At 42.0% G+C, this 19,978-nt stretch carries 27 protein-coding genes and 1 pseudogene; 10 read left to right on the top strand and 18 right to left on the bottom strand.

Features of this window, described 5'->3' with window-relative positions:
* Positions 1-271: 271 nt before the first annotated feature.
* A complete protein-coding gene (locus DIC78_RS20875; protein ID WP_127696862.1) occupies positions 272-1,489 on the bottom strand; it encodes a macrolide family glycosyltransferase in 1,218 nt (405 codons plus the stop codon).
* Positions 1,490-1,732: 243 nt separating this feature from the next.
* Positions 1,733-2,347, bottom strand: a complete 615-nt coding sequence (gene cdaS / locus DIC78_RS20870) for a sporulation-specific diadenylate cyclase CdaS (protein WP_024121736.1) — start codon at positions 2,345-2,347, stop codon at positions 1,733-1,735.
* Positions 2,348-2,622: 275 nt separating this feature from the next.
* Between cdaS and DIC78_RS20865 the strand changes: the two genes are divergently transcribed.
* Together DIC78_RS20865 and rsbRC are read left to right on the top strand one after the other, a co-directional pair.
* The gene (locus DIC78_RS20865) at positions 2,623-3,981 is read left to right on the top strand and encodes an MATE family efflux transporter (RefSeq protein ID WP_127696861.1); all 1,359 of its coding nucleotides are present in this window, start codon (positions 2,623-2,625) and stop codon (positions 3,979-3,981) included.
* Between the two features lie 15 nt (positions 3,982-3,996).
* Entirely contained in the window at positions 3,997-4,845 is an 849-nt protein-coding gene (gene rsbRC, locus DIC78_RS20860; protein WP_095713111.1) for an RsbT co-antagonist RsbRC, read from the top strand.
* A 29-nt stretch (positions 4,846-4,874) separates the two neighbouring features.
* Here rsbRC and bshB2 read toward each other — a convergent pair whose 3' ends face one another.
* The 4 genes from bshB2 to rarD form a co-directional block, all read right to left on the bottom strand.
* Positions 4,875-5,540 (bottom strand): bacillithiol biosynthesis deacetylase BshB2, encoded by a 666-nt coding sequence (gene bshB2 / locus DIC78_RS20855; protein ID WP_024121739.1) that lies wholly within the window; start codon positions 5,538-5,540, stop codon positions 4,875-4,877.
* Between the two features lie 19 nt (positions 5,541-5,559).
* The gene (locus DIC78_RS20850; protein WP_010334594.1) at positions 5,560-5,910 is read right to left on the bottom strand and encodes a YojF family protein; all 351 of its coding nucleotides are present in this window, start codon (positions 5,908-5,910) and stop codon (positions 5,560-5,562) included.
* Entirely contained in the window at positions 5,907-6,185 is a 279-nt protein-coding gene (locus tag DIC78_RS20845; protein WP_044155530.1) for a hypothetical protein, read from the bottom strand. The genes DIC78_RS20850 and DIC78_RS20845 overlap by 4 nt, the downstream gene beginning before the upstream one ends.
* Positions 6,186-6,259: 74 nt before the next feature.
* Positions 6,260-7,156, bottom strand: coding sequence for an EamA family transporter RarD (gene rarD, locus DIC78_RS20840; protein WP_127696860.1), 897 nt, complete (start codon positions 7,154-7,156; stop codon positions 6,260-6,262).
* Positions 7,157-7,254: 98 nt separating this feature from the next.
* On the opposite strand from rarD, the gene DIC78_RS20835 reads away from it, so the two are divergent.
* Positions 7,255-7,710, top strand: coding sequence for an Hsp20/alpha crystallin family protein (locus tag DIC78_RS20835; protein ID WP_024121742.1), 456 nt, complete (start codon positions 7,255-7,257; stop codon positions 7,708-7,710).
* A 32-nt stretch (positions 7,711-7,742) separates the two neighbouring features.
* Here the strand turns inward: DIC78_RS20835 and DIC78_RS20830 are convergent, their stop codons facing one another.
* Both DIC78_RS20830 and DIC78_RS20825 read right to left on the bottom strand, forming a co-directional pair.
* The gene (locus DIC78_RS20830) at positions 7,743-7,976 is read right to left on the bottom strand and encodes a hypothetical protein (protein ID WP_044155524.1); all 234 of its coding nucleotides are present in this window, start codon (positions 7,974-7,976) and stop codon (positions 7,743-7,745) included.
* 100 nt (positions 7,977-8,076) lie between these two features.
* Positions 8,077-8,177 (bottom strand): annotated as a pseudogene (locus DIC78_RS20825) (transporter); the annotation flags it as partial.
* A gap of 363 nt (positions 8,178-8,540) precedes the next feature.
* Between DIC78_RS20825 and DIC78_RS20820 the strand changes: the two are divergent.
* Entirely contained in the window at positions 8,541-8,930 is a 390-nt protein-coding gene (locus DIC78_RS20820) for a tautomerase family protein (protein ID WP_024121746.1), read from the top strand.
* 226 nt (positions 8,931-9,156) lie between these two features.
* Here the strand turns inward: DIC78_RS20820 and DIC78_RS22030 are convergent, their stop codons facing one another.
* The gene (locus DIC78_RS22030; RefSeq protein ID WP_276317327.1) at positions 9,157-9,288 is read right to left on the bottom strand and encodes a hypothetical protein; all 132 of its coding nucleotides are present in this window, start codon (positions 9,286-9,288) and stop codon (positions 9,157-9,159) included.
* A gap of 181 nt (positions 9,289-9,469) precedes the next feature.
* Positions 9,470-9,808, bottom strand: a complete 339-nt coding sequence (yodB, locus tag DIC78_RS20810) for a transcriptional regulator YodB (protein WP_024121748.1) — start codon at positions 9,806-9,808, stop codon at positions 9,470-9,472.
* A gap of 129 nt (positions 9,809-9,937) precedes the next feature.
* Between yodB and DIC78_RS20805 the strand changes: the two genes are divergently transcribed.
* On the top strand, positions 9,938-10,546 hold the full coding sequence (locus DIC78_RS20805; RefSeq protein ID WP_127696859.1) for a nitroreductase family protein: 609 nt from the start codon (positions 9,938-9,940) through the stop codon (positions 10,544-10,546).
* Positions 10,547-10,591: 45 nt separating this feature from the next.
* On the opposite strand, the gene DIC78_RS20800 is transcribed toward DIC78_RS20805, so the two are convergent.
* Together DIC78_RS20800 and DIC78_RS20795 are read right to left on the bottom strand one after the other, a co-directional pair.
* The gene (locus DIC78_RS20800; protein ID WP_101860547.1) at positions 10,592-11,194 is read right to left on the bottom strand and encodes an alpha/beta hydrolase; all 603 of its coding nucleotides are present in this window, start codon (positions 11,192-11,194) and stop codon (positions 10,592-10,594) included.
* A gap of 11 nt (positions 11,195-11,205) precedes the next feature.
* Positions 11,206-12,117 carry a ring-cleaving dioxygenase gene (locus DIC78_RS20795; protein ID WP_127696858.1) on the bottom strand — a complete coding sequence of 304 codons (912 nt, stop codon included), beginning with the start codon at positions 12,115-12,117 and terminating at the stop codon, positions 11,206-11,208.
* A 184-nt stretch (positions 12,118-12,301) separates the two neighbouring features.
* Here DIC78_RS20795 and DIC78_RS20790 point away from each other — a divergent pair, with 184 nt between their 5' ends.
* Together DIC78_RS20790 and DIC78_RS20785 are read left to right on the top strand one after the other, a co-directional pair.
* A complete protein-coding gene (locus DIC78_RS20790) occupies positions 12,302-12,502 on the top strand; it encodes a DUF3311 domain-containing protein (RefSeq protein ID WP_044155515.1) in 201 nt (66 codons plus the stop codon).
* Positions 12,502-13,992, top strand: coding sequence for a sodium:solute symporter family protein (locus DIC78_RS20785; RefSeq protein ID WP_024121753.1), 1,491 nt, complete (start codon positions 12,502-12,504; stop codon positions 13,990-13,992). The genes DIC78_RS20790 and DIC78_RS20785 overlap by 1 nt, the downstream gene beginning before the upstream one ends.
* 35 nt (positions 13,993-14,027) lie before the next feature.
* Here the strand turns inward: DIC78_RS20785 and ctpA are convergent, their stop codons facing one another.
* Complete coding sequence (ctpA, locus tag DIC78_RS20780; RefSeq protein WP_101860546.1) at positions 14,028-15,428, bottom strand: carboxy-terminal processing protease CtpA; 1,401 nt, start codon at positions 15,426-15,428, stop codon at positions 14,028-14,030.
* Positions 15,429-15,579: 151 nt separating this feature from the next.
* Between ctpA and DIC78_RS20775 the strand changes: the two genes are divergently transcribed.
* Positions 15,580-16,281, top strand: a complete 702-nt coding sequence (locus DIC78_RS20775; protein WP_095713119.1) for a class I SAM-dependent methyltransferase — start codon at positions 15,580-15,582, stop codon at positions 16,279-16,281.
* 86 nt (positions 16,282-16,367) lie between these two features.
* The gene (locus DIC78_RS20770) at positions 16,368-16,628 is read left to right on the top strand and encodes a hypothetical protein (protein WP_024121755.1); all 261 of its coding nucleotides are present in this window, start codon (positions 16,368-16,370) and stop codon (positions 16,626-16,628) included.
* A 40-nt stretch (positions 16,629-16,668) separates the two neighbouring features.
* On the opposite strand, the gene DIC78_RS20765 is transcribed toward DIC78_RS20770, so the two are convergent.
* The gene (locus tag DIC78_RS20765) at positions 16,669-17,490 is read right to left on the bottom strand and encodes a M15 family metallopeptidase (RefSeq protein ID WP_127696857.1); all 822 of its coding nucleotides are present in this window, start codon (positions 17,488-17,490) and stop codon (positions 16,669-16,671) included.
* An 83-nt stretch (positions 17,491-17,573) separates the two neighbouring features.
* Complete coding sequence (gene deoD / locus DIC78_RS20760) at positions 17,574-18,275, bottom strand: purine-nucleoside phosphorylase (RefSeq protein ID WP_024121757.1); 702 nt, start codon at positions 18,273-18,275, stop codon at positions 17,574-17,576.
* 201 nt (positions 18,276-18,476) lie between these two features.
* Between deoD and DIC78_RS20755 the strand changes: the two genes are divergently transcribed.
* The gene (locus DIC78_RS20755) at positions 18,477-18,602 is read left to right on the top strand and encodes a hypothetical protein (protein ID WP_024121758.1); all 126 of its coding nucleotides are present in this window, start codon (positions 18,477-18,479) and stop codon (positions 18,600-18,602) included.
* A gap of 37 nt (positions 18,603-18,639) precedes the next feature.
* Here DIC78_RS20755 and yodL read toward each other — a convergent pair whose 3' ends face one another.
* The 3 genes from yodL to DIC78_RS20740 form a co-directional block, all read right to left on the bottom strand.
* Positions 18,640-18,954: a shape determination protein YodL gene (gene yodL / locus DIC78_RS20750; protein WP_038954208.1), complete on the bottom strand. Its 315-nt coding sequence runs from the start codon at positions 18,952-18,954 to the stop codon at positions 18,640-18,642.
* A gap of 59 nt (positions 18,955-19,013) precedes the next feature.
* Complete coding sequence (locus DIC78_RS20745; RefSeq protein WP_101860545.1) at positions 19,014-19,625, bottom strand: phosphatase PAP2 family protein; 612 nt, start codon at positions 19,623-19,625, stop codon at positions 19,014-19,016.
* A gap of 77 nt (positions 19,626-19,702) precedes the next feature.
* Complete coding sequence (locus DIC78_RS20740; protein ID WP_010334612.1) at positions 19,703-19,879, bottom strand: YozD family protein; 177 nt, start codon at positions 19,877-19,879, stop codon at positions 19,703-19,705.
* Positions 19,880-19,978 lie beyond the last annotated feature (99 nt).

The raw sequence follows: 19,978 nt of genomic DNA, 5'->3' as shown, positions 1-19,978 counted from the left end.
AGCAAATTCAGCTTCGTTCGACCTTAAAACTCTAGATAAACACCTAATACTTTACATAATTTGTATAGGTTTATCGAAAGTCTAAGGAACTATTTAAGCGGGGGTAAAATGATTGGTTTATGCTGATGAAAGAAGCAGATTTTCCTCCTTTCCTGTCTGTTTTTCTTTCAATTCTCTATCAAAGTGTCAAATCCCTTCTTCTGACTGCAACTCTGCCCAGCTTTCCGAAACAGTTAAAAGCCTGTCCATTTCAAATGAACAGGCTGTATTACTATGCGTTAGCTGATTGAGTATTGTGTTTAACATATTCAAGAATGCTGTCGGCAGCTTTTTCAGCACCGCCTGCTGCTTTCAGTGACTGGCCAATTGCTTTTGCTTTCTCAGCATAAACAGGATTGCTGATCACTTCTTGAATGGTTTCTTTCAGAAGGTTTTCAGACAGCTGTTCTTTTTTCAGCACTTTCCCCGCACCTACTTGCTCCACCTGTTTTCCGACAGCGAATTGATCGGCTCCCATCGGAATGACAATGAGCGGTGTTTCAAAATACAAGCCTTCGCTTGTGCTGTTCATTCCGCCGTGGGTGACAAACAAACTGGCTCTTTTCAGGATTTCAAGCTGCGGCACATACGGGCGGACAATAAAATTGTGAGGAATATCGTTTAACTCACTTTGTTTAACATGTTTCCCAATGGACAGCACAACTTTTCCGTCAAAGTCTTTGCACACCTCGAGACATTGGTTGAAAAACTCTTTTTGATTATTAAAAATGGTTCCCATAGAAATAAACAGCACATTTTCATTGTCAATCTGATCGAATGGAAAATCATTGCTTTTGGCTCTTTTTGCAATTGAAGGACCAACAAAAACATAATTTTCTCCGAATTGCTCAGCCATTGGCTGAAATTCTCTTGACGTAAAGACAATCGTCAAATCTCCATCGGACGAAAAAACGTCAAACGGCTTGGTAATTCCCGCTTGAAACTCGGCATTTAAGGTTTCTGCGAGCTGCTGATAGGATTCGTAATAAGGTGAGTCTTCAAATGGTCTGCTATTGAAGGTGTCCATCATTTCCTTTAAAAAATCCTCATTCATCGCAAAGGTCGTACATAATGAAAATCTAGGCAGCTTCAGCAGATTGGCAATGATTTTACCGGTCAGGAAATGGTGATCATATATGACATAATCGTATGATTCGTTTTTCACTTCATTATAAATATGGGTGGCGATGTCCTTACACCCTTTCAAAAAGGCGCATATCATTTCGGCAAAATCTCTTTCCTCATTACCAGTTGCGTTTTTTCCGAAATATTCTTCTCTAAAATCGTTATATTCACGAAATTCAATATCAAGCGCAGTGATTTTTTCTTCATATTCCTTTACTGCATAGTAAGTAATGTTTTCTCCTCGTGATTTCAGCTCCTTCATTACACCGATAGACGGATTAATATGGCCCTCTCCCGGAAAACCGATCATTAATACATTAGTCATGCGGCACACCCTTCCATTAAAATTTATGTAATATTTTATACAGTACTATAAATACAAAATCAGGTAAAGTATTTAACTTTATTAATATTAATCAAATATAACTTTTATACTAGGTTACATTTCCCGACTTTCTATTTTCAAGAAAAAAAGCATTCAGTATGGCATGAATGCTTTTAAAAAAGAGTTCTATTCCAGTCATTTTGTCTCATGAGACGAAAGCTGTTCGGGTCCTTTTGTTTATTTTTATGTTCTCGGTGAGATGAGCGGATATAACACACCGTCCTTCGCAAACGACATCTTGCCTGTTTCCTCAGAAACAACCAGCACAAGCGCATCTGTATATCCAGACATCCCCAAAGCCGCCCGGTGCCTGGTTCCCAGATGAATATCCACTTCTTGTGTCGTCAGCGGGAGAACGTTTCCGGCTGAGACGAGTGTATGGTCCCTCACTAATAAAGCGCCGTCATGAAGAGGGTTTCCCGGGAAAAAGATGCTTTCAATTAATGAAGCACTGATTTCTGCATGAAGCGATGTTCCTTTTTGAATAAATTTGTCAACCGGGTCTGCCCTTTCAATGACAATTAACGCGCCATGCTTATTTTCCGATAAATTTTTAATCGCCTTGGCCAGTTCCACAAATGACGGTGTAAATTGTTCAATGTATGATTGCAAATAAAAGGATGAGGCAATGCCGTGCATATTCTCAAAAATACGTCCCAAGTCATCCAATTCACAAAGGAGGCATTGATCTTTTTCGTGTAACGTTTTCAAAATAAGAGAAGCATCCCCTAATATCTGTTCTAAATGCGATTGTATCTTTGCCGTGAATACACTTTCTGTCATCTGTTCGTAATGCATGGGCCTTCATCTCCTTTTCATATTTTCAACTTTGCACGCATGCTTATCTTATTGATGTACATTCTATTGGTAAAGGAGGTATGTAAAGAATGGAAATGGAAAGAATCATTCAATATATCTGCACCTTTTTAGGCGTTATTTCGCTTTCTTTTATTTATGCCCAAATGTTTAGAAAAACGAAACCGACAAAAAAAGAATAGGCCAGGCGTTCATTGCTTTTTATACATAAAATGTTATAATTTCTCTCGTTATGATAAAGAAACGGGGATCAATGTATGAAAGAAACCAAAAACGCCGGACAAAAGATAAAACAGCTTTTGCACATTTTAATTCCGATTTTAATCACTCAGGCGGGGCTTTCTCTCATGACCTTTTTAGATACGGTGATGTCAGGGAAAGTCAGCGCCGCCGATTTAGCCGGTGTGGCCATTGGATCAAGTCTTTGGACGCCTGTCTATACTGGACTGGCAGGTATATTAATGGCTGTCACCCCGATTGTCGCACAGCTATTAGGTGCTGATAAAACCAAACAAATTCCCTTTACTGTCTTACAGGCTGTATATGTGGCCGCGCTTCTAAGCATCGCCGTTTTAGCGGTTGGATATGGAATAGTTGATCCTGTTCTGTCCCGATTGAACCTTGAGGCTCACGTATATGACATTGCTAAGCACTTTTTAGGGTTTTTATCTTTGGGGATTTTTCCTTTATTTGTTTACACCGTTTTGAGATCGTTCATTGACTCATTAGGAAAAACACGAGTGACCATGATGATTACACTATGTTCACTGCCGATTAATCTTGTGTTAAACTACGTATTTATTTTCGGAAAATTCGGCATGCCTGCCCTTGGCGGAGTCGGCGCCGGAATTGCATCAGCGCTTACATATTGGTGCATCTGTATCATCAGTTTTATCATCATTCACAAAGCAGCGCCGTTTTCTGAATATGGCATTTTCCTTACCATGTATAAGTTCTCTTGGGAAGCGTGCAAAAATATGCTGAAAATCGGATTGCCCATCGGGTTTGCCGTGTTTTTTGAAACGAGCATCTTCGCGGCTGTCACTTTGCTGATGAGCCATTTCAATACAGTGACCATCGCGTCCCATCAGGCCGCCATGAACTTTGCGTCACTTTTATATATGCTGCCGCTCAGCGTGTCCATGGCTTTAACGATAGTTGTCGGGTTTGAGGCCGGAGCAGCTCGTTTTAAAGACGCTCGCTCTTACAGCTTTATCGGCATCATGATGGCAGTAGGCTTTTCTTTGTTAACAGCTGCCTGTATCCTTTTATTCAGAGAGCAAATCGCAGGTATGTACACCTCTGATCAGGATGTCCTCCGGCTAACGAAGCACTTTTTAATTTACGCGCTGTTTTTTCAGCTTTCCGATGCTGTGGCAGCACCTATTCAGGGCGCCCTCAGAGGATATAAAGATGTCAATTATACACTTGCAGCCGCTTTTATTTCTTATTGGGTTATCGGCCTTCCTGTCGGTTATGCGGTCGGCACGTTTACAGGACTTGGCGCGTTCGGTTATTGGATCGGGTTAATTGCAGGACTAGCGGCAGGAGCAGTCGGGCTGTTTTTCAGGCTGGTTAAACTGCAGAAGCGTTATTTATTGAAGCAGGAATTTTAAAAGAGGTGATATGACATGGCACAAAATCAGAAATTATATGAGTATCTGTCTCAGCATGCAGAAGAAATAAGTTCTACATGGTATGAAACAATCGAGGAAACTGATCCGAATTCAATCTATGCATCAACAGACCCGGCCGTCATTAAAAATTTAAAGAGCCAGAATCTTGCTTTCAATTATAAGATCAGCCGTATCTTTATAGATGAAGAAGAGGTATACTTGCCCATTCTAAAAGCCTGGGCATTTGAAGTCACCCAGGATCAAGAGCATTTAAAAACGCCTATCCACTATATTATCCGTGAGTTTGTCAGAGTGAGAGACTTGTATATTTCCTATGTGAAGGACTTTGTTCATATCAATCAGGATACCGTGAAAAGCGAAGAAGCCGAGGATTTGTATCACACCCTTATTAAGGCGTTTGATCTTGTGATTCATATTTTTATAGAAGAAATGTACAAAAACACAAGCCTTCAGCTTCAAGCCCAAAAGGATATGATCACTGAATTGAGCGCCCCGGTAATCGTGCTGTTCCACAGTGTGGGACTGCTTCCGTTAATCGGTGATATTGATACCGTCCGCGCTAAATTGATCATGGAAAATACATTGAATCAATGTGCGAAAAAAAAGGTGACGCAGCTTTACATTGACTTGTCCGGAGTAGCGGTAATTGATACCATGGTTGCCCACCAGCTGTTCAGTCTGATTGAGGCGCTGCGTTTGATCGGCGTTTCATCCACATTGTCGGGGATCCGCCCGGAAATTGCGCAAACCGCGGTTCAGCTCGGTTTGTCTTTTGAGGACATCTCACTGAGATCTACTCTTGCATCAGCGATTGCATCTGACTTGAAATTAAAAAAGGTATAAGGTCCCCTCAAGGGCCTTATACCTTTTTTTTAATCATTCCATTGATATGTCCAATACACTTCTTCTTCAAACCATGTTGCCATAACAGGTTCATTGTTTTTCAGTTTTTCCTCAAGCTCTCGGAGCATACCTTCCGTCTGGGTGCGATGAGCTCTTAACGCGTTCATTTTAATATCTGCCACTTCTTTTATATCAAGTACGACGTCTGCTTCGCCAAGCACCTCTTCCCTATTGCGTGTAATAGCCATGCATAGTGTGCGCGGACGGTCTTCTTTCTTTTTGCGGTACAATGCCCGGATGACCGCTTCCCCGCATGCATCATGGTCAGGGTGCACGCCATGTCCCGGATAAAATGTGACAATTAAGCTTGGTTTTACATCATCTATGATTTCTTCCATGATATCAGCTAAATATTCATCGTCTTCAAACTCAAGCGTTTTATCACGAAGTCCGAGCATTCGCAGATCATTGATATCCATTTCTTTGCAGGCGTTGATAAGCTCTTGTTTTCTTAATAATGGCAAGGTTTCCCGATTGGCAAAAAATGGATCTCCCATATTTCTGCCCATTTCGCCTAACGTAGCGCAAGCATATGTAACGGGCACATCTTTTTTTCTGTTTAAAGCAATCAGACCCGCCACACCGTATGATTCGTCATCAGGGTGAGGCAGGATTACAAGCACGTGTTCTTTCATTATTTTTTCACCCTTTTCTTTAAACTGTGAACGGTTTTTCACTGATTTGAAGTGAAATAGCCAGTTTCCCGCCCGGCAAGTGTCCTGCCATTAATAAGCGGTTTTCTTCATCCACTGTGTACTCAGTCAGGCCTTCAGCATAAATCCAGCCCTCTTCTGTTTTTAAGCCGACCCGGTAAGGCCCGCTCCCTTTGATTTTAGCTTGATGATAGGTTACCTTCGCATTGCGTATATAAGCAACAACCGTCATGTTTTTTTCATTTAAATGTGCCGAGTAAGAACCGGTTGTGGTTTCTAAATGGATATATACAGGGCGGTCCGCATATCGTTCTAAAGATGCTTGCACATCTTCTTTTATGATTGCTTTCATAATTGCTCCCCTCTTTCTTCTTTTAAATACTGTACGCGTTCTGTATGTAATTTGACCAGTTGATATTTGACAGCCGGTTCCAGCTGAGAATTCACAATGCGCTGTATAGCGGCATAATATTTTTCCAGCATAGGTTTACGGAGTCTCGGATGTGTTCTCTTATCCAAGAGCTCAAGATCAATTGCCTCTGTAACCGCTTCTGCATCTTCGTTTGAGAAAGAGCGGCTGTTCCATAGCGAGGCGTATGCTTTTACTATTTCTATATCATTGTCCATCGTCCTGCTCCTTTATGTCTTACATACATGAAATGATTATACATAATATATACTCAAACTGAAAAGCCAAAGGCTCAATGGCTTTTTGATGCCCGTTTCCATTTCACTTGTGAAAACGTAAACAAGACTAATGCAGCCCATATACAGGCAAAGGTAAATGCCTTCGAGCTTGAAAATGGCTCATGGTAAATGAACAGCCCGATCAGCAAGGTGATGGTCGGTGCAATATATTGTAATATACCGACTTGATACAGCGGCAGCCGCTTCGCCCCTTCAGCAAACAATAAGAGCGGCAGCGCGGTAAACACACCGGCAAAAAAGAGAAGCACCCATGCCCTGCCGCTTTCTGCACCCGCAGGCTGAATATGGCCGCTAAGCAGCAAATACCCCAATGCAATCGGCATAATCATGAATGTCTCCAGCGTTAAACCGATAGCGCTTGAAAGACTTGTTCTTTTTTTGGTAAATCCGTATAAGCCAAAGCTGAATGCAAGCAGCAGCGCGATGTACGGAATGGAGCCGTATTGAAACGCAGAAATAATAACGCCGGCTGCCGCAATAGAAACTGCAACCAATTGAAGGCGATTCAGCTTTTCCTTTAAAAACAAAATGCCGAGAAGAACTGACACAAGCGGATTGATGTAGTAGCCAAGACTTGCTTCTAGCAGAAATCCATGATTGACAGCCCATATGTATACAAACCAGTTAACCGAAATGAGAATTGAAGCGAGAAATAAAGATAGTATGCCTCCGTTCTTTTTTAAAGACCGCAGCTCATGCCACCCCGTTTTCCATTGACGCAAGAAAAAAAGCACGATACACATAAAAACAAAAGACCAAATGATACGGTGAGCTAAAATATCAAGTGCCGGCAGCTGTTCAAGAAGCTTCCAATAAAGCGGAAACAGCCCCCACATCGTAAAGGAAACGGCTGTGTAAAGAACGCCTTTTTTTGTTTCTGAATGATGCATATTATGTCCCTGCCTTTCTTTAGAGCATCTTATATTATATCACGTGAAAGATCGAGCAGGCATATACTATTTTGTCCGTGAAGAAAGGTGTGACGAAGATGTTTGAGTGGAACAAGTACTTTCCTTTCCAAAATCAATTTTCCAAGGAAGCATTAAAAAAGGCCGATCCAAAAGAGGTTGAGCATTATGTAAACAGTGTAATGGAAAGTGTGTTCGGAAGTGATTACGCGGCTCAATTTCCATTTCGCGATCCTCTCCCGACTAAAGAAAAAACAAAGCGCACCGAACCTGATATAGATATATTCGAAACAGCAGACCATGTGTTTGTAAAGGTTTCAGTAAGCGAAAGCCAGCTGGAACAGCTCAAAATTAAACATACATCACATACATTACTGATTGAACATTTCCCGGGTTTGACTCATCCTAAAAAAGTAAATCTTCCCTGTCTTGTCAAGCGGAAAGGAACGAAAGCCGTATATAAAGACGGCCATCTGGAAGTCATGTTTCATAAACAGCAGGACTACAATATGTCCGAGGTAGAAATTATGCGATAAAAAACGGCCTGCTTCTATGCAGGCCGTTTTTGCTAATAGAAACCGGGATAACCTCCGCCATACGGTCCCCCGGGGCCGTATGGCGCACCTCCGTAACCGTAAGGAACAGGCGGATACGCATAGGGACGCGGATAATTAAAAAGAGCACTCCCAAGAAAACCGCCTAATAAACCGCCGACTAAAGGAGCGCCAAACAAAAAAGGGTTTCGTTCCGGGTATCCGGCCGGACCTGGGTTCCCGCGATAATATGAGTGTTGAGGGTACATGATTATTTCCTCCTTTATGTCTGCCTATATATAAGATATTCATCCAGGAAGAAAAACGATTGGGCTATTGTTAAATTGGATTTTTACTGATAAAGCATTATTACAAAAATAATCCGGCCAATAAAACACAGCCCAGTCCTGTACCGAGAGGACCGTTGTGAGCAGCGTCCATGTTTGAAACGTTTCCTTCATGCTCACGCCGTCAGAAATAACAAAATAAAAACCCCGGCAGCAGTGATAAAAATCGGCATGGCCAATCTCCATTTTCATGTTGTTTTTGACAATATCTCCGGATGTTTATTAGAAAACGCTTTCATTTCAACGAAATAGGATCTTCGTGGTGATATAATTGTCATCTTTTGATCAACTATTATTTTCATACTAACCTCCTAATCAATTACTGCCAGTAATATTTATGATTTCATAGGCTGTCAGACAACAATATAGTTATATATTGATCAATTATTGGTTATATGTTATGTTTTTATCTATCAATCGGCTTCAGATAACAAAATAATGTGATAACATGCTGATAAAATCAGTGTCACAAAAGGAGGAATTCAAATGCCATTATTACGTTTCGATCTGATAGAAGGCCGTGATCAAAAAGCATTACAATCGCTATTAGACACTGCTCATCAAGCAATGGTAGAAGCGTTTGGCGTGCCGGAGAGTGACCGATATCAAATTGTGCACCAGCATCCCGCGAATGAGCTCGTGATTCACGATACCGGATTAGGATTTCATAGAAGCAAGGATTTGATCGTGATCAGCATTACAAGTAAAACAAGAACAAAGAGCCAAAAAGAGAAATTATATGCCTTGCTGGCTGAAAAACTAGAAGCAGAATGCGGTATTTCCCCGGAAGACCTAATGGTTTCCATTACGGAAAACGGTGATGCTGATTGGAGTTTCGGGCTCGGCGAGGCACAATTTTTGAATGGTAAGTTATAAGATGGTGAAACTTCTTCATCTGCTTTACACTTAGCAAATGGCCAGTCAATGAAATAAAAAAAGAGAGATCCTTATTCAAGACATCTCTTTTTTTATTTCTTTTTCAAAAAAGCAGAAATAACCAGAATGAAAACAGCCAGCAAAACGAAATATAACGGTGTGATCCAGATTTGGTGGATAGAATCAGGGTCTCCCTTTTTATACCCAGTTTCGATGCCTATGTAATTCAATGAAAGCTGACAGGGTTTTGATCGTATATATAAAATTCAGGCAGATAGAGCTCCGGTTTGCTGATTTGAACAACAAGATAAATGATGATTCCCATTAACAACAGGATAGCTGTTAGTAACTTTTTCACGGAAGGATCCTTTCCTATTTTTGTATGTTGACATCATCCTAACATCTCTTTTTATAAGTGTAAAATATAAGCTGATTCATATCATGGCTCCTAAAATAAAAAGTCATGTAAACGGTATGACCCACTTACATGACTTTCTCACTGAAACAAACCCTTTCTGCGGGTGCTCTGTTTCTTTCCATTATTTCTCTTCTTCGCACACTGTAACACCAGGCTCACAAAATTGATCGGCCCACGCTTGCATTTCTTGAAATACGGCTTGCAGCGCGGTTCCTTTTTCAGTCAGCGTATAGATCACTTTTACCGGTGTCTCGGGAAGAACCCGGCGTTCAACAATTTCGTTTTGCTCTAGCTCTTTAAGGCGCTCTGCCAGCATTTTTTGGCTGATCATCGGTATGGTTTCCGTTATCTCTTTAAATCGTTTCGGCCCATCCATTAGTACATGGATGATCAGACCGTTCCATCGTTTTCCCAGCAATGAGAAAGCTGACTCCATTTTAGGGCACATTGTATTTCCCACTAGTCTTCATCCCTTCATCTATTGTTTGACAAGTATTCACTGATCCATTAAAATTATCTTTCAAGTTACATTTAGTAAGCTTCTAACTTTTCTATTATCATACCACGTTTACCCGAAGGAGGAAACATTATGACTGATACTCTGGACATTTTGCAAGCACGGGCATCTGTTAAGGAATATGATACGAATGCCCCGATCTCTAAAGAGGAACTGACTGATCTTTTGGAGCTCGCCACTAAAGCGCCTTCTGCATGGAATCTGCAGCACTGGCATTTTACAGTTTTCCACAGCGATGAATCAAAAGCGGCTCTTCTGCCTGTAGCATATAATCAAAAACAAATTGTTGAATCTTCTGCTGTCGTTGCCATTTTAGGCGATCTAAAAGCGAATGAAAACGGTGAAGACGTTTACGCTGAACTGGCAAACCAAGGTTTCATCACGGATGAAATCAAACAAACGCTTCTTAGCCAAATTAACGGTGCTTACCAAAGTGAACAGTTCGCACGCGATTCCGCTTTCTTAAATGCTTCATTGGCTGCTATGCAGCTTATGATTGCCGCAAAAGCGAAAGGTTATGACACCTGCGCAATCGGAGGATTTAATAAGGAGCAGTTCCAAAAGGAATTTGATATCAGCGAGCGCTATGTTCCGGTTATGCTTATTTCTATCGGGAAAGCAGTGAAACCTGCACACCAAAGCAACCGCTTGCCTCTATCAAAAGTATCAACTTGGCTGTAAATCTAAGAAAAACCTTAGTCCGGATAAACACGGACTAAGGTTTTTTTATTGAAACGTATCTTTGTACCATTGGCGAGCCTGTTCAGCTTCATGCTGTGTGAGCTGATGGCCCCCATCCTGCCAAAAAACTGAAGCAGATGCCCCGCTGTCAAGCAAACAGCGGTGAAGCTCTTCCGATTCTTCCTTTGTGCAAAGCGGATCATATTTTCCCGCCCCAATGAAAACAGGAAGCCCTGTCATATTGGGAAGCTCAAGCCCCCGTATCGGCACCATAGGATGATGCAGAATAGCCCCCTTTAAAACATCCGCATAATGAAAAAGCAGGCTCGCTGCGATATTTGCGCCGTTTGAGTAGCCGACTGCAATCACTCGGCTCCGGTCAAACTGATGCGTTTGTGCCGCCTCGTCGATAAAATCTTTCAATTCTTTTGTCCGCTCAACGAGATCCTTTTCATCAAATACACCTTCGCTGAGGCGTTTGAAAAAGCGCGGCATTCCATTTTCGAGCACTGATCCCCTGACACCCAGCAAATGAGCATCCGGATCTATAAAACGGCCCAATGAAAGGAGATCATGCTCATTTCCTCCGGTTCCATGTAACAGCAGTAAGACGTTATCAGATGTCCCTTTTTCAAAAATATGCTTCATCATGTCCCCTCCTACAATTCAGGCAAAATATCTGTAATTTGTTTGCGGTGTTGCGTCAGCCATTCAGGCAGCTTTAAGGATGTCCCCAGCTCATCAAACGTTTCATCTGTCATAAAGCCTGGTTCATCTGTGGCAATTTCAAATAAAATGCCGCCTTTTTCCCTGAAATAAATTGATGTGAAATACTCCCTGTCCAGAATTTCTGATGAAGGGAGATGTTTTTCAGCAATAAGCGGCTGCCATTTAGCCTGCTCCTCACTCGTTGTCCGAAACGCTATATGATGAACTGTTCCATAACCTCCGACGCCTCTTTTTTCCGGCTGCAAATGAACGTCAATCACGTTTCCGACAGCCGCTGCGGATTTCAGTCTAACGATCTGATCTTCTTCCGCTACTTTGCTGTATCCGAAGCTTTCCTCTAACAATTGAATCGTTGCTTGCGGATCATAGGAGTACAGCAGCACGCCTCTCATTCCGGTGATGGCTTCATGTTCTGAAATGCCGTCAGGTGTCCACTCGCTTTTTCCGCTTTCGCCGTCTTCCATGATTGCTAACGGAAGGTCTTCTGTATCATCAAAGATCAGAGCGTGTTCCCCACATAGCATTTTCTCCTCTGCATTCAGTCCATTATTTTGAAGGCGTTCCTTCCAGAAAGCCAGAGAGCCTTTAGGGACTGAAAAGTAAATTCGGCCGGCTTGGCCTTTCCCTACCGTCCCCTGCCCGCTTCCTTGGAACGGGAAAAAGGTAATAATGGTCCCTGGATCTCCATTTTGATTCCCAAAGTAAAAATGATATGTTCCCGGGTCATCGAAATTCACTGTTTTTTTGACAAGCCGAAGCCCGAGCACTTCTGTATAAAATCGCAAATTTTCTTGCGGATCTCTGGCAAATGCTGTGACATGATGCAATCCTTCTGTTTTCATCTTTTCACTCCTAAATTATCTTGATTTCGAGATATTTATTATTTTAAACCTATAATGTGCAGGATGCAAACCATGTGATTTAATTAAATAATTGAAAAAATCATTTTTTTCTAATAATTATCTTGTGATCTTATCTTACAACTGCTATTATAGTGAGCATTATCATCTTTCAGGAGGAAAGTAAATGGTTAAAAAAGCACTTATTGTTATACTCATCATTTTACCATTCATTCAGCTTGCACTTTTGCCGTTTGTGAATCGAATCGAACCGATTATTTTCGGCCTTCCTTTTTTCCATTTTTGGCTGCTGCTGTGGATTATCATTACGCCGGTATGTTCGTTTGGCATTTACCTGGTGCAAAAAAAAGATGGAGGAATTGAATGATGCAAGGAAATCTCACTGCACTTATGATTACGGCTATTATCGTATTAACTGTTGTCTGTATCGGATTTCTCGCCGGGAGAGACAAATCATCGCGAACCTCGGTGGAAGAATGGTCTGTCGGCGGCAGACGTTTTGGAGGCCTTCTCGTTTGGTTTTTAGTAGGCGCTGACCTTTACACGGCATATACTTTCTTAGGCCTGACCAGTACGGCTTACACAGGCGGAAGTGTTGCGTTTTTTGCTATTCCTTACTCCGTATTGGCTTATTTTATCGCCTATTTCTTCCTGCCGAAACTTTGGAAAGTTGCGAAAATTCACAAATTAACAACTCTCGCTGATTATGCGCGGGAACGTTTTGACAGCAAGCTGTTGGCAAGTCTCGTTGCAATTGTCGGTGTCCTGATGCTTATCCCATATATCTGTCTTCAGCTTAGCGGAATTCAAGATACGCTTCAGGTGGCGGGAACCGGCTATATCAACGTAAAGTTTGTTGTCATCATCTCATTCATTCTAGTTGCTCTTTACACGTTTTTCAGCGGGATTAAAGGGCCTACTTTTACAGCCATTATTAAAGATATTTTAGTATGGGTGATTATGCTGTTTATGGTCGTTTCCCTCCCTCTTATTCATTTCAACGGCTGGACGCCGATGATTGATACATTGGTGAAGGAAGCGCCGCAAATGCTGACGATACCGACAGAGGGCCCAAAAGGCATCCCTTGGTTTATTACAGCATCTATTGTATCCGCCTTGGCACTTTTTATGTGGGCGCATGCCGCTACAGGTGTATTTACGGCGAAAAGTGCCGATGCAGTTAGAAAAAACAGCATGTTTTTGCCGCTTTATAACATCGTTTTAATCTTAGTTATTTTCCTTGGTTTTATCGCTTTTCTTGTGCTGCCGGAAGATACAAATCCAAGACTGGCGCTGCTGCATCTGATTCAGACGTCTTACGGCGGCGTAGCACAAGGTTTTGCATATGCCACTATCGCCCTAGCTTCATTGATCCCTTGTTCGATCATGGCTATCGGAGCATCGAATTTATTTGCCAATAACTTATACCGTGACTTGATCCATCCAAATGTGTCACAAAGCAAACTGACCCTTATTACACGTTCCATGGTGTTTGTCGTGATCGGTCTTGCTCTTCTATTTGGAATGCTGTTCCCGACTGCCTTAGTAACACTTCAGCTTTTAGGCGTTTCCGGTATGGTGCAGATCTTCCCCGCGATTGCCGTCAGCTTATTCTGGAAGAACCAAACGAGAGAGGCGACAGTGATCGGATTATTAGCCGGCCTTGCGGTTACGTTTATTGTGTATATCACTCAATCTGCACACGGCATTTATGAAGGTTTCTGGGGATTGTCCGCCAATATCATCGCTGTAATCATTCTCAATCCGCTGTTTGTAAAAAGAGCAGGTTCAAATCCAGTCAAAGAAGGTTTATTTGGTAAAAAAACTGAACCAAATCCGAATCAGAAGGGTGCTTAAAAAAAAGCCATACGCGGTAGCCGCGTATGGCTTTTTTACATTTCTTTTTTCAGCGTTTCAATTGCTTTTTTCATTTGCGTATCATTATTTGACAGTTTTTGTTGAAGTTCTGTCATTAGTTTTGTTGTAGTATCACCAGTCAGCACGCCTGTTTGTTTCAGATTCTCTTTTTTCTGGAACTGTTTGACGACTGATACAAAATCCTGATCATACGTACTGTTTACCTTCACCTGATAGCCAAGTGCTTTCAGCATTTGCTGAGCGACTTTGACTTCAGTGCCTGTATTGCCTGATTTGTACGTTTTATCAGCGTCCAAATATGGGAGCTTCGCGTAATCAGGAAGCTCTGCTTTCACTTGCGGCTTGATGCCTTTTTTATGAATCCATTCACCGTCAGCAGTCAGCCATTTGGCCATTGTCAGTTTGACTGTTGAGCCATCCTCATACTCTTTTGCGGTTTGCACTGTGCCTTTTCCGAATGTGGTTTCTCCAATTAACGGAATGCCTGACGATTCATGAAGGGCAGCGGCCATGATTTCTGCAGCGCTCGCTGTTCCGTCATTTACTAAAACGACAGTCGGCTTGGTGACTTTTCGTTCTTTTTCCGCTTTCATGACTTCTTTTGAGCCGTTTTTGTACTCAACCTGCATAATATTTTTACCTTTATCAATAAACAGATTGCTCATTGTAATCGCCTGGTCCATTAAGCCGCCCGGATTGCCCCTCAAGTCTAAAATATAGCCTTTGGCACCTTTTTTCTCTAAACTGTCGATCGCATTTGTCAGCTCTTTAGCAGTTGTTTCAGAGAAAGAAGTGATTTGGATCTCACCGATATTGTTGTCTTTCATCTCAGAATAGACGGTCTCAACAGGAATCGTATCGCGCTTAATGGAAAGATCAATCTCTCCCACTCCCGCTCTGTTCAGTTCAAGCTTCACTTTTGTTCCCTTTTTGCCGCGGATTAAAGCGACGGCTTCATTTACATTCATGCCTTTTACGCTTTTACCGTTTACTTTCAGGATTTGATCCTTCGGTTTGATTCCGGCTTTTTCAGCAGGTGAACCTTTGATTGGCGCAACAATAAGGATTTCACCGTCTTTTTCCTCTACTTGCGCTCCTATTCCTTCAAAGGATGCAGAAATGCTTTCTTCGAATGATTTTCCTTCCTCTTGATCCATATAGGTAGAGTAAGGATCGTCCAGAGACTCAATCATTCCTTTAATTGCTCCGTCTACTAATTTGTCATCGTTTGTTTCCTTGTAATAATCACTTTTGATTTGCTCATACGCTTTATTTAATTTATCGAACTTACTGTCTCCTGTGCTTGTTGATTTCTGGCCCAGAATGCTTGAATTGCCCGTAATAAATAAAGTCAGCGCCGAAGCGACAACCGCAGTGATCAGCACAACAAAAAACAGTTTCAATTGCCGTTTCAATTAAACACCACCTTTTCTTCTTACATTATTATCATGGACGATTTCCTATTCGTCAACTCGGAGCAGAAAATATAGAGATCCGCCCTTCTTTATCGTTTCATAAACCTATGTCTTTTCACGACATATAATAACGAAAAAGGAGGATACCATTTTGAGCCGATATTTAGAAATGCTGTCCTTATTCGGTGTCTCAGGTGCACATCCAGGCGGGCTTGCTTTTTCAAAAGCCGTATTGCAAAAAGCGGCACCTCCGCCTGATCAGCCGATTCTTGATGCCGGATGCGGGACGGGGCAAACTGCGGCTTATTTAGGACATTTGCTTTATCCTGTCACAGTCGTTGATAAAGACCCTGTCATGCTTGAGAAGGCGAAAAAAAGATTTGCAAATGAAGGGCTGGCCATCCCTGCATATCTTGGAGAGCTGGAACATCTTCCGTTTTCTTCGGCGTCCTTTTCCTGCGTCCTGTCCGAATCCGTCCTCAGTTTTTCCCATCTGACATCCTCCCTTCAAGAAATTAATAGAGTATTGAAGCCGGGTGGAATGCTGATCGGTATTGAAGCGGCGCTTAAAAAGCCGATGCCTCCGCGCGAAAAGAAGCAAATGATGGACTTTTACGGTTTTACAAAGCTTTATGACGAATCGGAGTGGATAGACTCGATTCGTTCCCATGGATTTCAGAAAACAGAAACGATCACCCTTTTGCCGGAAGATATGGAATTTGAACCGACGACAGAAATGGATGTATCGCAAGCAATCGCTCCTATCTACTATGAAACGCTTCAGTCCCATTATGACCTCATGCAGGCATACAGCGAGTATATGGGTCATTGTATCTTTATCGCATACAAGTAAAACGGCGCTTCACCCCCTCTTTTCGTCCAACCTTTTTTGTTTATCTATCATAAGCTGATAGAAAGACGGATTAGGAGGGAATTATATTGGAAAAATACTATCATATCTGCCGCCAGCACCAAGGAAAAGTTGCTAGAATTACAGAAAGAAACGGCAGAGTCCATGTGGGCAGAATTACACGGGTAACCAACAGCAAGGTCTTTATTGCTCCAGTTACTTCAGGGGGCCCAAGAGGCGGATTTGGCTATGGATATTGGGGCGGCTACGGATATGGATATGGAGCCGCATACGGTATTGGCCTTGGGCTGATTACAGGTGTGGCGCTCGCCGGTTTATTCTTTTTTTAATGGAAAAACCCGCTTAACCAATGGTAAGCGGGTTTTTATTTTATATCTTCTTCACTTTTTCAAAGTATTCTTCTAATGTTAAGTCATTCTCATGAATAACCTTTGCAGCCTTTTTGCCTACATAACGCAAATGCCATGGTTCGTATTCGTACTTCGTGATGTCTTCTTTGTTTTTAGGGTAGCGAATGATAAAACCGTATCTATATGCATTGTTCTGCACCCATTTTCCGTCTTCGGTGCTGCCGAACGCCTCATTTAGCTCAAAACCGTTGCTTCGGCTGGAAATATCCATTGCTAAACCTGTTTGATGTTCGCTTTCACCCGGATATGCGACAGCTTCTCTTGCTTTCTTTTCCCCTTTTAAGCTTACTTCATTTTTAAAGATAACCTGCTGTCTGTCATACGAGCGGTATCCTGACACGGCTGCCAGCTCATAGCCATCCTTTTTCGCAGCATCAAACATCGTTTTTAATGCGTCTGCTGCTTCTTTTCTGATGTATCGCTTTTGTATTTTCTCTTTAAAAGAAAACTCGACATCAGGGATAACTAGATCGCTAGGTTCATAGTCTCCTGGCATTGCGTATTGCTTATTGACAAGGGCGAGGATATTTTTTGGATTTTGAATGGTTTCCAGGCCGTCCACTTTTTTAATGTTATTGAAAAACTTGCTTTCCAATAAGAACTCACTGTCCTGCGTATTTGTTCTTTTGCTGTCAGCTGTTTTTTCTTCTGTCTGTTTTGATTCTGCAGTGGTTTTCGTATCCTTTTGAGCATCCCCATTTGACATGCTGCAGCCGGCTCCGACAATTGCCGTCACACTCAGAGCGGCGGCCAGCGAGAACCATTTACCGGACTTTTTCATAATCACATTACCTTCCTTTTATCAATCGTTTCCGTATCCATAAAGAAGAGGCTGCCGGCACCCAGCACGCCTCTTCATTTATTTTATTTTGATACAGAATGTAAAGCCACTTCTATCATATCATGAAAAGTGGTTTGACGCTCTTCTGCTGTTGTTTCTTCTCCTGTTAATACGTGATCGCTCACGGTCAGGATGGACAGCGCTTTTCTACCGTGCTTCGCTGCCAATGTATACAAAGCGGTTGTTTCCATCTCTACCCCGAGCACACCGTATTGGGCAAGCTTTTCAATTTGAGAATCGTCATTGTAGAACTGGTCAGCAGTAAATACACTGCCTACCGTCACCGGTACGCCTTTATCCTTAGCGGCGTCATAGGCATTTTTCAAAAGCTCGAAATCTGCGTTAGGCGCGAAATCGATACTTCCAAAAGCGACTCTGTTCATTTGTGAATCAGTAGAAGAAGTCATGGCCAAAATGACGTCGCGCACTTTGACATCTTTACGGATGGCGCCGCAAGAGCCTACTCTTATTAAGTTTTGCACATCATAGCTTTGAATTAATTCATTGACGTAAATTGAAATGGACGGAACGCCCATGCCCGTGCCCTGCACAGAGATTTTTTTGCCTTTATATGTACCTGTAAATCCATACATGCCTCTGACTTCATTATAGCATTCCACATTTTCAAGATACGTTTCAGCGATAAATTTTGCTCTTAAAGGGTCCCCCGGCAATAGTACCGTATCCGCAATTTGTCCTTTTTCCGCACCGATATGTACACTCATCTCATATCCTCCTCAACCAAAATTAACGATCAGTCCGTTCATTTTACAACGGATGTCATGATGAGACAAACTTCAGCATTGATTATAAAGGAATGTTCCGAAAAAAGAAAATGATCCGGGGTATTTTTAGGCGCCATTAGAGAAAATCGGGATAATTGAGCCGCTTATATGAGAACCTAACGGCAAAAGGAGGGATGAAACATGGGTAAAAAACAGCGTAACCGAATAACCGGACAAAAAAAGAACAACCACATACCTGCTAAAGACGTTATCGCGGCTGAAGAGGCGCACGAAAAAGAGCATTCCGCGGCCAAACGAAAACCTTAAAAAACAGAAAACTGCGGATATCCGCAGTTTTCTTTCGTTATGTTGTTTGCACAATCAGACGATTGATTTTCCTCCATCCGGCGGGAAGCAGTTTATAATATGTTTTCCCTTTTCTGCCTTCATCAATCAAAATCACATCCCCTGTGGCCATAAATCTCGCATCATAATCACTTGGAACAGTATCGAATACATTAAACAAAGAGAATGCTCTTTTTAGCACGTCTTGATGATTGCTCCCGTTCAGTTCAGTTCGATAGACGGCTCTGTAGCCTTTTTTTTCACCAAACCGGGGTGTTTGAAATATTGTCACATCGTAAAAACAAGACTTCTTTTTAAACACGGATAACATCATCAAGATCCCTCCCTTTTATTTCTATAACATATTGGCGTTTCGCCCTCTTTTTCCTCTCTCTACTTTTGTCGAAACGAATGAAACTTTTCGTCAAAACCTTTCACGAGGAAAAACAGCAGCAGGCCGAGACTGAAGCCTCCTAAAACGTCAGTTAAAAAATGCACGCCGAGGTAGACTCTGCTGGCACCAACCAAAATAACGACAGTACCGGCAATTATGTATACCGCTTTTTTATGCTTTGACAAAAACGGGATGTGTTTCACTAAAAAGTAGGCGATTACAGGATAAACACAAGCAGCGTTCATGGAGTGGCCGCTCGGAAAGCTGAAGGACGACTCATGAACGAGCGGTTCAAAATCCGGCCTTGCCCGTTCGATCCACTCTTTTAATATTTTGTTTAACAGACGATCCGCACCGAATATGAAGAGCATCAAAAAACCATCCAAGGTTCTCTTGTAAAAAAACAGCCCTGCCCCAATAACTACGATAAGTGGCAGTAAAAAGGAAGTAGCACCAAGATGAGTCACCCAAATCATCACATCATTCAGCCAAGGCTGACGGATAGCTGCGGCTGCCTTACTGATCATTTCATCTGCTGATTGAACAGCAGATGTATGAATAACCGCGGCTAAAAAAAGAAAGAGAAGAAACAGACTGACTGGCTTGTACAAGATTTTCCCTCCTTTATTTCTCAAAAATTCATATCAGCCGAATAAAAAACCGGAGCTGGCCGCTCCGGTTTCAAGCCTTAACAATCTTCATCCAGCTCTTCATCTATCATACATTTTTCTATCAGATAATCAAAGGTAATATCGGCGATTTCAAACAGCTCATCTTCACTCGGTATGTAGCCCCGTCTTGCAAGCTCTCTGTAAAAAAATTCAGCGATTTCTTCCGTGTCAATCACAAGATCTATTTCTTTCATAACCGTACCGCCTCCTTTTTTATGTTTTATGAAAAAACGGGATGAATTATACCCGGTGTTCTAAACAATTCTTTCATTCATATACATTGAATAAAAAAA

Source organism: Bacillus halotolerans (assembly GCF_004006435.1).
Lineage (GTDB): Bacteria > Bacillota > Bacilli > Bacillales > Bacillaceae > Bacillus > Bacillus halotolerans.
The sequence above is the reverse complement of the archived record's forward strand: the minus strand, read 5'-3'. Positions and strand labels throughout refer to the sequence as shown.

Coding starts and splice junctions, on each gene's coding strand:
- cdaS (WP_024121736.1), bottom strand. CDS start 2,347: ATGCATTACGAACAGATGACAGAAAGTGTATTCACGGCAAAGATACAA.
- DIC78_RS20740 (WP_010334612.1), bottom strand. CDS start 19,879: ATGAAAGAAATAGATCTTGTGATTGACACGGAAGAAATCGCTGAATTT.
- DIC78_RS20865 (WP_127696861.1), top strand. CDS start 2,623: ATGAAAGAAACCAAAAACGCCGGACAAAAGATAAAACAGCTTTTGCAC.
- rsbRC (WP_095713111.1), top strand. CDS start 3,997: ATGGCACAAAATCAGAAATTATATGAGTATCTGTCTCAGCATGCAGAA.
- deoD (WP_024121757.1), bottom strand. CDS start 18,275: ATGAGTGTACATATCGGTGCGGAAAAAGGACAAATTGCGGATACGGTA.
- DIC78_RS20795 (WP_127696858.1), bottom strand. CDS start 12,117: ATGAAAACAGAAGGATTGCATCATGTCACAGCATTTGCCAGAGATCCG.
- DIC78_RS20765 (WP_127696857.1), bottom strand. CDS start 17,490: ATGAAAAAGTCCGGTAAATGGTTCTCGCTGGCCGCCGCTCTGAGTGTG.
- DIC78_RS20805 (WP_127696859.1), top strand. CDS start 9,938: ATGACTGATACTCTGGACATTTTGCAAGCACGGGCATCTGTTAAGGAA.
- DIC78_RS20800 (WP_101860547.1), bottom strand. CDS start 11,194: ATGAAGCATATTTTTGAAAAAGGGACATCTGATAACGTCTTACTGCTG.
- DIC78_RS20850 (WP_010334594.1), bottom strand. CDS start 5,910: ATGAAAGCAATCATAAAAGAAGATGTGCAAGCATCTTTAGAACGATAT.
- yodL (WP_038954208.1), bottom strand. CDS start 18,954: ATGATGTTATCCGTGTTTAAAAAGAAGTCTTGTTTTTACGATGTGACA.
- DIC78_RS20755 (WP_024121758.1), top strand. CDS start 18,477: ATGGGTAAAAAACAGCGTAACCGAATAACCGGACAAAAAAAGAACAAC.
- DIC78_RS20875 (WP_127696862.1), bottom strand. CDS start 1,489: ATGACTAATGTATTAATGATCGGTTTTCCGGGAGAGGGCCATATTAAT.
- DIC78_RS20845 (WP_044155530.1), bottom strand. CDS start 6,185: ATGGACAATGATATAGAAATAGTAAAAGCATACGCCTCGCTATGGAAC.
- DIC78_RS20790 (WP_044155515.1), top strand. CDS start 12,302: ATGGTTAAAAAAGCACTTATTGTTATACTCATCATTTTACCATTCATT.
- DIC78_RS20830 (WP_044155524.1), bottom strand. CDS start 7,976: ATGTACCCTCAACACTCATATTATCGCGGGAACCCAGGTCCGGCCGGA.
- bshB2 (WP_024121739.1), bottom strand. CDS start 5,540: ATGAAAGAACACGTGCTTGTAATCCTGCCTCACCCTGATGACGAATCA.
- rarD (WP_127696860.1), bottom strand. CDS start 7,156: ATGCATCATTCAGAAACAAAAAAAGGCGTTCTTTACACAGCCGTTTCC.
- DIC78_RS20835 (WP_024121742.1), top strand. CDS start 7,255: ATGTTTGAGTGGAACAAGTACTTTCCTTTCCAAAATCAATTTTCCAAG.
- DIC78_RS20785 (WP_024121753.1), top strand. CDS start 12,502: ATGCAAGGAAATCTCACTGCACTTATGATTACGGCTATTATCGTATTA.
- DIC78_RS20820 (WP_024121746.1), top strand. CDS start 8,541: ATGCCATTATTACGTTTCGATCTGATAGAAGGCCGTGATCAAAAAGCA.